The organism is Brachybacterium paraconglomeratum (assembly GCF_003994255.1).
GTDB classification, from domain to species: domain Bacteria; phylum Actinomycetota; class Actinomycetes; order Actinomycetales; family Dermabacteraceae; genus Brachybacterium; species Brachybacterium conglomeratum.
Genome location: NZ_ML133862.1, coordinates 78,501 through 89,988, shown reverse-complemented (window position 1 = coordinate 89,988; position 11,488 = coordinate 78,501). Strand labels below are relative to the sequence as shown.

9 protein-coding genes are annotated in these 11,488 nt (G+C 74.4%); 6 read left to right on the top strand and 3 right to left on the bottom strand.

Annotation, left to right across the window (positions count from 1 at the left end; genetic code table 11):
• Positions 1 to 131: 131 nt before the first annotated feature.
• The 4 genes from glpX to DS079_RS15565 all read left to right on the top strand — a co-directional run bounded on the left by glpX (position 132) and on the right by DS079_RS15565 (position 4,652).
• Positions 132 to 1,124, top strand: coding sequence for a class II fructose-bisphosphatase (gene glpX, locus DS079_RS15580; RefSeq protein WP_126988707.1), 993 nt, complete (start codon positions 132 to 134; stop codon positions 1,122 to 1,124).
• A 144-nt stretch (positions 1,125 to 1,268) separates the two neighbouring features.
• Positions 1,269 to 1,970, top strand: a complete 702-nt coding sequence (locus DS079_RS15575; protein ID WP_010551845.1) for an NUDIX hydrolase — start codon at positions 1,269 to 1,271, stop codon at positions 1,968 to 1,970.
• A 156-nt stretch (positions 1,971 to 2,126) separates the two neighbouring features.
• Positions 2,127 to 3,419: an amidohydrolase gene (locus DS079_RS15570; protein WP_241237693.1), complete on the top strand. Its 1,293-nt coding sequence runs from the start codon at positions 2,127 to 2,129 to the stop codon at positions 3,417 to 3,419.
• A 285-nt stretch (positions 3,420 to 3,704) separates the two neighbouring features.
• On the top strand, positions 3,705 to 4,652 hold the full coding sequence (locus tag DS079_RS15565; protein ID WP_126988706.1) for a VOC family protein: 948 nt from the start codon (positions 3,705 to 3,707) through the stop codon (positions 4,650 to 4,652).
• A 92-nt stretch (positions 4,653 to 4,744) separates the two neighbouring features.
• Here the strand turns inward: DS079_RS15565 and DS079_RS15560 are convergent, their stop codons facing one another.
• Together DS079_RS15560 and DS079_RS15555 are read right to left on the bottom strand one after the other, a co-directional pair.
• Entirely contained in the window at positions 4,745 to 4,969 is a 225-nt protein-coding gene (locus DS079_RS15560; RefSeq protein WP_126988705.1) for a hypothetical protein, read from the bottom strand.
• Complete coding sequence (locus tag DS079_RS15555) at positions 4,966 to 5,679, bottom strand: DsbA family oxidoreductase (protein WP_126988704.1); 714 nt, start codon at positions 5,677 to 5,679, stop codon at positions 4,966 to 4,968. Before DS079_RS15555 ends, DS079_RS15560 begins: the two co-directional genes overlap by 4 nt.
• Before the next feature lie 329 nt (positions 5,680 to 6,008).
• Here DS079_RS15555 and DS079_RS17660 point away from each other — a divergent pair, with 329 nt between their 5' ends.
• A complete protein-coding gene (locus tag DS079_RS17660) occupies positions 6,009 to 8,486 on the top strand; it encodes an ATP-binding cassette domain-containing protein (RefSeq protein WP_164736289.1) in 2,478 nt (825 codons plus the stop codon).
• 130 nt (positions 8,487 to 8,616) lie between these two features.
• A complete protein-coding gene (locus DS079_RS15545) occupies positions 8,617 to 10,011 on the top strand; it encodes a UDP-glucose dehydrogenase family protein (protein ID WP_126988702.1) in 1,395 nt (464 codons plus the stop codon).
• A 291-nt stretch (positions 10,012 to 10,302) separates the two neighbouring features.
• On the opposite strand, the gene DS079_RS15540 is transcribed toward DS079_RS15545, so the two are convergent.
• Positions 10,303 to 10,830, bottom strand: coding sequence for an endonuclease domain-containing protein (locus DS079_RS15540; protein ID WP_241237692.1), 528 nt, complete (start codon positions 10,828 to 10,830; stop codon positions 10,303 to 10,305).
• Positions 10,831 to 11,488 lie beyond the last annotated feature (658 nt).

The following is an 11,488-nucleotide window of genomic DNA, read 5'->3' as shown; positions in this document are numbered from 1 at the left end:
GGCCGCTCACCGCACCCGTCGGTTACAGTCGGACTCGCACGTCAGGCACCGATCGGCCTGTCGCCCCGGCAGGTCAGGACGCCCGGCGCACGCATGCGACGACCCGCACTCGACGACGAGGGAGACCCCCGATGACCACGCCTGCCTCCACACCCACCGCCCCCGATCGCAACCTCGCCCTCGAGCTCGTGCGCGTCACCGAGGCCGCCGCCATCGCCGGCGGCCGCTGGGTGGGCGCGGGCGACAAGAACCGGGCCGACGGCGCCGCCGTCGACGCCATGCGCTCCTTCATGGACACCGTCCGGATGAAAGGCACGGTCGTGATCGGCGAGGGCGAGAAGGACGAGGCCCCGATGCTGTTCAACGGGGAGCAGGTCGGCGACGGCACGGGCCCCGACGTCGACGTCGCGGTCGACCCGATCGACGGCACCCGCCTCACCGCGCTCGGCTACAACAACGCCCTCGCCGTCTTCGCCGTCGCCGAGAAGGGCAGCATGTACGACCCGTCGGCCGTGTTCTACATGGAGAAGATGGTGGTGGGGCCCGAGGCGGCGGAGTACGTGGACCTCCGCCTGCCGATCGAGCAGAACATCAAGCTCGTCGCGAAGGCGCTGGACAAGCCCGTCAACCAGGTCACCGTGTGCGTGCTCGAGCGTCCGCGCCACGAGGCGCTGGTGCGCGAGATCCGAGAGGCCGGCGCGCGCGTCAAGTTCATCATGGACGGCGACGTGGCCGGAGCCATCGCCGCCGCCCGCGGCGCCGGGGTGGACATGCTGCTGGGCACCGGCGGCACCCCCGAGGGCATCATCGCGGCCTGCGCGGTGAAGGCCACCGGCGGCATGATCCAGGGCCGCCTCGCCCCGACCGACGACGAGGAGCGGCAGAGGGCGATCGACGCCGGCCACGACCTGGACCGCGTGCTGACCACGGACGACCTGGTCACCTCCGACAACTGCTACTTCGCGGCGACCGGCATCACCGACGGCGACCTGCTGCGCGGCGTGCGCTACCGCCACGACCGCATCGTCACCGAGTCGATCGTCATGCGCTCCACCTCCGGGACGGTCCGCCTGGTCGAGGCCGAGCACCGCGCCGACAAGTGGGGCCGCTGGCTCTCCGAGTGAGCCGGGCGGGCCGACGGGCGACGCGCCGGGGCGCGCGACCCGTCGGCACCTGTCCGTGCAGGTCACGCGCCTGCGCGGAGATTACCTGTGAGTCGCCCGACCAACTGGTGTCACAGTGACCAGAACCCCGCCTATCGTGGACGCATGTCCTCCTCGCCCCAGAGCAGCGTCCCCGAGATCCACGTCGCGGTCGACCTGATCGTCCTGACGCTCCGCGGCGGTGAGCTGAGCGTGCTGCTGATCCAGCGCGACGACGAGCCGCACAAGGGGTCGTGGGCGCTCCCGGGCGGCTTCATCGAGTACGGCGAGGACCTCGACGGCGCCGCCTACCGGGTGCTCTCCGACGAGGCGTCCCTGGGCAGCGGCGCCGTGCACCTCGAGCAGGTGCGCACCTTCGGCGCCCCCGGCCGTGACCCGCGCGGGCACGTCGTCTCCGTCGCGTTCATGGCCCTCGGCGCGGACCTGCCCGACCCCCTGCGCGGCGAGGACGTGGCCGACGCGCGCTGGTGGTCGATCGCCGACCTCGACGGCATCTCCCTCGCCTTCGACCACGCCACCGTGCTCGAGGCCTCGATCGAGCGGGCGCGCAGCAAGCTCGAGTACACGACCCTGGCGGTGACCTTCCTGCCCGAGGAGTTCACGATCTCGCAGCTGCGCGGGGTGTACGAGAGCGTCTGGGGCCGTTCGCTGGACGCCGGGAATTTCCACCGCAAGGCCACCCGCTCCGAGGGGTTCCTGGTGGAGCTGGACCGCCACGCGGCGCCGACGGGCGGACGCCCGGCCCGGCTGTACCGCGCGGGCTCCGGCACCTCGCTCGTCCCGCCGCTGCTGCGCGCCGGGGACTGATCCGGGCCGGCGCTACGGCCGACGGTCGCGGTCGGCGAGCCCGTGTCGGCGAGCCCGTGACGGCGACGGGCCGATGGTGACACGACGTGGCCATATAGCCACGTCCCGTCGCCATGAGCCCGCCCGCGCCACCGACGCGCATGACAGGGTCGGTGCGTGACCATCGCTGATCCCACCCCGGCTCCTGCTGAGTCGTCGCCCGTCGCCGCGCAGGACGTCCTCGCCGCCGCCTTCGCCGCCCGCCGCGACGAGATCCACGCCCTCGCCCGCGCCCTGCACGCGGATCCCGAGCTCGCCTTCGAGGAGCATCGCGCCCACGACCGCTGCGCCGAGCTGCTGGAGCGCTCCGGCTTCGCGGTGGAGCGCGGGATCGCGGAGCTGCCCACCGCCTTCCGCGCCACGCTCGGGGACGGTCCCCTCGTCGCGGCGCTGTGCGTCGAGTACGACGCGCTGCCCGGGATCGGGCACGCCTGCGGCCACCACCTCATCGCCGGCGCGTCCCTCGGCGCGGCGCTCGCTCTCGCCGAGCACGTCGCGGATCTCGACCTGACCCTGCAGGTCATCGGCACCCCTGCGGAGGAGCACGGCGGCGGCAAGCAGCTGCTGATCGAGCGCGGCGTCTTCGACGGGGTTCACCTCTCGCTGATGGCGCACCCCGTCGCGCACACCGAGACCTACGACGTGCTCGGCTCCGGCAGTCAGGCCGTCGGCCGCTGGCGGGCGACCTTCACCGGCCGCGGCGCCCACGCCGCCGCGAACCCGGCCGACGGCGTCAACGCCAACGATGCGGCCGTGATCGCGCAGGTCGCGGCCGGCCTGCTGCGCCAGCGGGTCAAGGACGGCCAGCGCCTCGCGCTCGTCCCGCAGCAGTCCGGGGTCACGAACATCGTCCCGGAGACGGCGGTGGTCGACTTCGAGTGCCGGGCGCTGACGATGCCCGAGTTCGAGGAGCTGCGGGACCGGCTGATGGCCTGCCTGGAGGGTGCCGCGCATGCGACCGGGACCGGCCTGGAGATCGTCTCCACGGAGCCGGTCTACGAGCCGCTGCTCCAGGACGAGGTGCTGGGCCGGGCGTGGAACGCGGCGATGGCGCGCCTGGGCAGGCCGCTCGCCGGCTCCCTCGGCGTCATCGCCGCCTCGACAGACATGGGCAACGTGTCCCAGCGCGTGCCGAGCATCCACCCCTTCGTCGGCATCACCGGCGCGGATGCCGCGCTGCACACGCGCGCGTTCGCCGAGCAGTCCCTCTCGCCCGAGGGCTTCCGCCTGCTGGACGATGCGGCGGTGGCGCTGGCCGGCGTGGTCCGCGACGTCGCCGCCGAGCCCGAGGCGCGCGCCACGGTCCTCACCCGTGCGGCCGAGCTCGCCGCGCGGGCGGAGGCAGGGGCAGGGGCCTCGGCCGGGACGGGGGCGAGAGCGGGGGAGCGGCGCCCGGCCAACGGGACCTGAGTCCCCCGGGAGGGGTCCTCGGCGGGACTACTGTCTGTTCATCGCCTCCCCTCGGCAACGGGGGTCGAGGCGGGAGGACCCCGGGTCGGCAGGGGAGAGCGGACTCGGTACGAGGGCGGTGAGCAGTGCTCACCGCCCTCGGTCCTGTCCGGGAGCAGGTGTGCAGCGCCCTCCCCGTCGCGTCCGCCGCTATGGCGTGGAGCACCCGCGAACAGTTAATGCGTGAAGTGTCGATCAGGAGGGCGCATGCTGGTCCCGACGCCCCCGCCGCACGAAAGGCTCGCCATGACCGCCTCGCCCCTGACCTCCTCCACCTCCGCCCGGACCGTCGGCGAGCAGCACCTCTCCGCCGACCTCGCCATGGACGCCGTGACCCTGCGCGTCGGCGATCTCGAGCTGATGAGCTCCTACTACGAGAACGCCCTCGCACTGCAGCCGATCGAGGAGCGCGCCCGCGTGGGCGGCGAGGTCCACCGCGTGCTCGGCCGCGGTGACGTCCCCTTCTTCCGCCTCGTCGCGACCCCGGGGCTGCCCGGCGTCGACCCGAGCCAGGCCGGCCTGTTCCACACCGCGATCCTGTTCGAGGATCAGGCGTCCCTCGCCGGCACCGTGCTGCGCGCCGCGCAAGACCCCCGCTCCCGCTTCGCCGGCACCGGCGACCACCTCGTCTCCGAGGCCTTCTACTTCACCGACCCCGAGGGCAACGGCATAGAGCTGTACTGGGATCGCCCCCGCGACCAGTGGCAGTGGACGAACGGCCAGGTCGCGATGGACACCCTGTTCATCGACCCGAACAAGTACCTCGCCGAGCACCTGACCGACGAGGTCGGCGCCACCCCGGGCATGCGTCCCGGCATCGTCGGCCACGTCCACCTGCAGGTCGGCGACGTGGACACCGCCCGCCGCTTCTACGTCGACACGCTCGGCTTCGAGACCACGGCCGGGTCCCACCCGGGCGCGCTCTTCGCCGCCGCAGGCGGCTATCACCACCACGTCGCGATGAACACCTGGAACAGCCGCGGCGCCGGCCCGCGTGCGACCGCCCTGGGTCTCGCCGACGTGGCGATCACCCTCCCCGACCGCGAGGATCTCGATGCGCTGGCCGCCCGCCTCAGCCGCGCGGGCCTCTCCTTCGCCGACACCGGCCGCTCGGTCCGGGTCGAGGACCCGTGGGGCACCCCCGTCACCCTGAGCCTGCCCGGCACCGACACCGAGGAGCTGCTCGCCCGCTGAGCACCCGCGGACGCGGAGCCGCCGCACACAGAACGGGACCGACCCCTCCGGAGGTCGGTCCCGTTCTGTCTGGAGGTCGTTCGGGAGTCGCGTCAGTCGCAGCTGCCGTCGGCGTCGCAGGCCTGCCCGCCCGCGTAGGATCCGCCCAGCAGCGAGGAGAGGGAGGTCAGAGGCTGCGGCGCGGCCTCGGGCTCGGTCGTCTCGGAGCGGCCGGCATCGGTCTGTGCGGCGTCGGGCTGTGCGGGGTGGGCGCTGCTCGCGGGGCGGAGGGCTGCCTCGGCGGCGGCGTCGTCGTGCGTGCGGTCGGCGTCGCTCATGCCTGCTCCGCCTCGCCGCGCTCGGCCCGCGCTTCCTCGGCGATCTGTCGCAGCGCCTGACGGAAGGCGTCCGTCGGCAGCGCCCCGGGCGCCGTGTACTTGTCGTTGAACAGGAAGAACGGCACGCCGCGGGCGCCCATCGAGGCTGCCTCTCGCACCTCCGCCTCGACCGCCTCGTCGTGCGCACCGCCCTCGAGCGCCTCGCGCGCGACCTGCTCCTCGAGACCGGCGGCGACTGCGCGGGAGAGGACCACGTCGGCCTCGAAGGGGTTCAGCGCGCCGGTGAAGTAGCCGCGCTGCAGCTCGAGGAAGAACGCGGTCGCGGCGTCGGCCCCGTGCGTCGCGCCGATCGCCTGCATCACGCGGTGCACGCCCCGGGTGTTCGCCATCGGCCGCTCGGTCGTGTACTCGCGACCGATCTCCTCGGCCATGGCCTTGATCTGCGCCTCCATCTCGCGCACCTGCTCGGCCGGCATGCCCTTGGCGCGCACCAGGTGCTCGATGTTGTCCTGCGAGCCGCCGACGGGAGAGGTGGGGTCGAGCTCGAAGGAGTGGGCGCGCACGTGCACCTGCCCGGTCAGGCCCTCGGCCTCGATCGCGTCCTGGAGGCGGGACTCGCCGATGTAGCACCACGGGCAGACCACGTCGGTCCACACGTCGACCGTGATCAGCGGGGCGGCGTCGGTCGGGGCGTCCTGGGACGTGGTCATCGGATCCTCCGGGTGGGGCGGGTGGGGCGGGTGCGGCCAGGGCGCGAGGGGCGCCGGCCGACGGGGTGGTGAAGATGGTTCCTTGAAAACTGTACTGATGGGCTCCGGGTGCGGCCAGGGGAGCGCGACGAGTTTCGCTCGCGGCGCAGGCGCAGGCGCAGACGCAGGTGCGGGAGCACGGGGAGGTGCGTGCGCGGAGCAGAGGCGGGCGGAGGCGCCTGCGCGGGAGCGAGCCAGGGGCCGGCCGTCGGCGTCGCGATGCCGTGATGCCACACTGGAGGACGCTCCGCCGCCGCGCGGAGCGACGGAGACGAGCAGGAGACGAGCCGATGACCGCGCACGCCACCCCCGAGCAGCCGGGCCCCGAGCCGGCCGACGCGCCGGATCCGCACGACCCCGCGGCCGGGACGGTCTCGGAGAGGCCCTCGCCGCCCGTGTGGTCCGCGGCCGAGGCGCACGACGTCTGGTCCGAGCAGGGCGCCGACGGCGGCGCGGGCGCGCAGGACTGGCTGCAGGGTCCCGTGGAGCCGCGACCCGAACCGCCCACCGACGAGCTGCCCGTCGCCGAGCCCGCCCCGGAGAGCTCCGCCCCGGCCGCACCCCTCGCGGCGGTGCCCGACGCGGCGACGGACCAGATCGACGCCCCGACCGCCCCCGACGTCGAGCCCGACCGCGACCCCGAGTCCGGCGAGCACTGGCACGTGGTCGACCAGCCGCTCGGCGCCGACCCGCAGAGCGCCGACACGCAGAACGCAGACCCGCAGGTCGCAGCACCGCAGTCCGGTGCCGCGCAGGCCGGCGCCGTCCCGTCCGGCATGCCGCCCGTCGCCGGCGCCCCGTCGACGCGGCCCGCCGAGGACCCTGCGCTGCCCGCCGACGGCGGCCGCGACACCGCAGGAGCGGACCCGCGGGACGCCAGGACCTCGGAGGACGGAGGCGCCGCCGCGCAGCGGATGCCGCATCGTCCGCCGCACCGCCCCTCGCAGCCCGGGGCGACCGCAGCCCACCACGACGAGGCACCCGCCGCCGCTTCCCGCCCGGCCGACCTCGCCCCCGCGCCGCCCGCCCGCCCCGGCGGCACCCTCTCCGCGAGCCTCGAGCTGCTCGCCCCGCACCTGCGCCCCCAGCGACCCGCCCTGGCCACGGGCGTGATCACCCTGGTCCTCGGCACGATCGCGCTGGCCCTGGCACCCCTCGCCCTGCGCGGCGGCCTCGACGCGGCCAGCAGCGCCGGCGCCGGCCCGTCGGCCGCCCTCCCCGCCGCGATCGGCCTCGCCGCGGCGGCCCTGATCGGGGTGGGGCTGCGCGCGCTCGCGGCCACCTCCCTGGACGGCGCCGGCTCCCGCGCCGCGACCGGGCTGCGCTCCCGCCTGCTGCACCACCTCCACCGCCTCAGCCCCGGCCGGGACATCGAGGACCTCGAGGGCGCCGCGACCCCGCTGCTCGAGGACGTGGCGAGCCTGCGCGACTTCGTCGGCCGTGCCGGACCGCGCCTCCTCGGGGCCGTGATCGCGCTGGTCACGCTGCTGATCACGGTGCTCGCGATCGCCCCCGCCCTGGCTCCCGTGCCGATCCTGGCCGCGGTCCTCGCCGCCGTGGTCAGCATCCTCGCCGGACGCAGCGGGGCACGCCGCGAGACCGCCGCCAGGACGGACGCCGCCGCTCTCGCGGACACCGCCCAGGAGCTCCTCGCCGCGACCCGCACCGTGCAGTCCTACGGCCTCGAGGACCGCGCCGCCGGCACCCTCGCCGAGGTCGGGGCCCGTGCCGCCCGCTCCCGCTCCGCCGCCCGCCGCGGCCGCGTGCTGGGCCTGGCCGCGCACTCCCTCGTCGGCGCGGCCGGTGCGGTCGCCGTGCTCCTGCTCGCCGGGGCGCAGCCCGGGGGGCCGAGCGCCGGCGACCTCGTCGTCGTGCTCGCGGCGACCCTCGCCGCGGTCCCCCTGGTCGGCGCGATCGTCCGCTCCCGCGCCGAGATCGCCTCCGCCGTCGCCGCCGCGTCCGGGCTCTCCGACCTCCTCTCCCGCACCGCCGCGATCGGCGAGCCGCCCCGCACCCTCGGCGTCGGCCGCCTGCGCGGCGAGGTCATGTTCTCCGCGATCACCGCGCACTCCGAGCGCGGCCCCCGCTTCGACGGCATCTCCGTCGTCATCCCCGCCGGTCAGCGCGTCGCGCTCATGGACCGCAGCGGCGCCGAGGCCTCCGCCCTGCTGTCCTACCTGCTGCGCTTCGACCAGCCCGAGACCGGGCGGGTGCTGCTGGACCGCTACGACACCCGCTCCCTGTCGCTGGCCGACCTGCGCGGCGCGCTCGCCGTCGTCCAGCGCGAGCCGGCGCTGTTCTCCGAGACCGTGCGCGAGAACATCCGCGTCGGCCGGCCCGAGGCGGACGATCTGGAGGTCGCCGAGGCCGCGCGCCGCAGCGGCGCCGACGTCCTCCACTCCGAGCTGCCGAACGGCTACGAGACCCTGCTGGTGCGCCGCGGCGCCGCGCTCACCGACGGGCGCCGGCGCCGCATCGCGATCGCCCGCGCCCTGCTGCGCGATGCGCCGGTGGTGCTGCTGGACCGCGCCGACGCCGAGCTCGCCCCGCGCGAGCGCGCCGAGGTGCTCGCCGCGCTCGATGCGCTGGGGGAGGGCCGCACCGTGCTGATCCACAGCCGCGACCCCGAGACCGTGCGCGGCGCCGACCGGGTGCTGTGGTTCGAGGACGGTCGCCTGGTCGAGGACGGCCACCCCGATCGCCTCGCCGACGACCCCGACAGCCGCCTGGCGACCTGGCTGCTGGAGGCCGACGACCCCGAGGCCTGACCCGCGCCCAGCCGGGCACCTGCTCCTCTCCTGCCCTCCACGCCCGCGACACCTCGATGACACCTGCGCCTGTCACGGTGACAGGGACTCATCCGGGACCGGCCGCGGCCGCCAGTGGGAGGGAAGCGCAATGATCGTCTCCGTCATCGGTGTGGGATATCTGGGAGCGGTGCATGCCGCCGCGATGGCCGAGCTCGGCCACGACGTGATCGGACTGGACGTGGACTCAGGCCGCGTCGCGGCCATGCAGGCGGGCCGTGCCCCCTTCCACGAGCCCGGCTTCGAGGAGATCCTCCGCCGCGGCCTCGCCGCCGGACGCCTCCGCTTCACCACCGACTACGCCGAGATCGCCCACGCCGACGTGCACTTCCTGGGGCTCGGCACCCCGCAGCGGGCCGACGGGTTCGGCGCCGACCTGCGCTATCTCGAGGCGGCCGTCGCCTCCCTCGCCGCGGTGCTGCCCGCCCGCGGCGGCGCGCCGACCCTGGTCGTCGGCAAGTCCACCGTCCCCGCCGGCACCGCCCGCCGCCTGCGCGCCCAGCTCACCGCGGTGCCCGGCGCGGACCTGATGTGGAACCCCGAGTTCCTGCGCGAGGGCTTCGCCGTCCAGGACACCCTCGCCCCCGACCGTCTCGTCTACGGCGTCGCCGCGCCGGACACCCCCGCGGCCGACGCGCAGGTCGCGCTGCTGGACGCGGTCTACGCGCAGCTGATCGCCGCCGAGGTGCCGCGCCTGGTGATGGGCTTCGAGACCGCGGAGCTGGTGAAGGTCTCCGCCAACGCCTTCCTCGCCACGAAGATCTCCTTCATCAACGCGATCGCGGAGCTGTGCGAGGCCACCGGCGGCGACGTCACCGACGTCGCCCGCGCGATCGGCATGGACGACCGCATCGGCGGGAAGTTCCTGCGCGCCGGGATCGGCTTCGGCGGCGGCTGCCTGCCCAAGGACATCCGCGCCTTCATCGCCTCCGCGGAGGATCTCGGCGTGGGCGAGGCGCTCGGCTTCCTCCGCGAGGTCGACGCCGTCAACCAGCGCCGACGGGTGCGCGTGGTCGAGATCGCCCGCGAGCTGCTCGGCGACCTCGCCGGCCGACGCATCACCGTGCTCGGCGCCGCGTTCAAGCCCGACAGCGACGACGTGCGCGACTCCCCGGCACTCGAGGTCGTCTCCCGTCTGATGTCCGCGGGCGCCCATGTCACGGTCACCGACCCCGAGGCCCTGGACAACGCCGCGAAGCGCGTCCCCGGCCTGGTCGGCGAGCCCCACACGGAGCAGGCGCTCGCCGGCGCCGAGCTGGTGCTGCTGCTGACCGAGTGGCGCGAGTACAGGGGCCTGGACCCGGTGCGCGTGCGGAACCTGGTCGCCGCGCCGCGCATGATCGACGGCCGCAACGTCCTGGACCCGGGGGTGTGGCGGGACGCGGGCTGGGAGATCCGCTCGCTGGGCCGCGGCGCGGGGCCCGCGAACGGGACCTCCGTCGTCGACGGCCCCGCCGCCCGTCCGGACCTGCCGATCCCCGCCTGACCTGCGGCGCACGGACTGACCTACCGATCCCCGCCTGACCTGCGGTCCCGGCAAGGCCTTCCGATCCCGGCCTGACCCGCCGCGTCCGGCCTGGCCTGCCGATTCCCGCCTGACCTGCGGTCCCGGCAAGACCTGCCGTTTCCCGTCCTGCCCGCGCACCTGGCCCGTCGGACCCGAGGGGACTGGACGGGTGCTGGCGCAGGGCGTACCTCTATGCCCATATAGGCATAGATGTACGCCCTGCGCCATGACCTGACCACGCCCACCGCCACACCCCGTGAGGCGTCACGTTCAGGAGGCGAGAGGGCGGCGGTGCTCCCGTCGGCGGAGGATCGTGAGCAGCAGCTCGGAGGTCCGCTCCCAGTCGAGGAAGACCTGTTCCCAGGTCAGCCTCGTCACGGTGTAGCGGCGCGCCTGCAGCTGCAGATCCCGTGCCCGGTCCAGGTGGTACTGCCGGGGATTGTCGTGGAACTGGACGCTGTCGCACTCGATGATCCAGTTCTGGCCGAGCTTCAGATCCACTCGTCCCACGCCCGGAACGACGACCTGAGGCGTGACCGGCACGTGCAGCGACTCGAGCCACCAGCGCACGGCCGTCTCGGTCCCGGACTCGGCGAGCGGGGAGACACGGGCCAGCTGCCTGCGTCGGGAGGAGGGGAGACCGGAGATGATCCGCTGCGCCACATGCCAGGTCAGCAGCTCCTTGTTCAGCGCCGACTCGAAAAGGATCGCTGCGTCCCGAACGGGGAGGCACCTGCCGGCATGCTCGAGCGCCAGCTCGAGGTCGGCGACCGGATCGCTATCCGGCCAGCTCCGCATCTCACTGCCGTGCAGGACGAGCGACGTCGACCGGCCGGACTCCGGAAGGGCGCGAGGACGGTAGATGTGCTCGCCGGCGTGGAGAGGGATCCACAGACCGTGGTGCCGGGCAGCGCTGACGCAGGTCGGCCGCACTCCCTGCTCCAGAAGTGCGACGAGGTCGGCCGGCGCCGTGCTCCGGACGTACCAGCAGTCCACCCTCTGCATGAGACCGTGTCGAAGGAATCGTCGGCGCGCCGCCTCGTCGATGCCGACAGCGCGCAGGTCTGAGCGATGGATGATCCCGGGTATCTGCATCGCCTCAGTACAGCCATGACATTGCCGCTGTTGCGGAGCGAGGGCCGTGATGTGGACGAGCTAGGGCTGTGGAGGGGAGGTGCGGGGAACCGGCAGGGGCGGAGCCGGACAGGGCGAGGAGCAGGGAGCGGGCAGGGGCGGCCGGGCCGATGGGGCCTCAGGGCTCGGACCGACGTCGCCGAGGTTCGACGGATGTCGTCGACCGATAATGCGGCGTCGTGGGTGACCGGGCGGATAGGGGGCGACCGGGCGGGCGAGAGGACCAGTGAGGGCAGGTGCTGGGGTGACGAGTCTTGGCGCAGGGCGGGGCCAGAAAGGGATAAAGAAAGAGTGTGGCCCCCCCCCCCCCAAACCAGCAAAC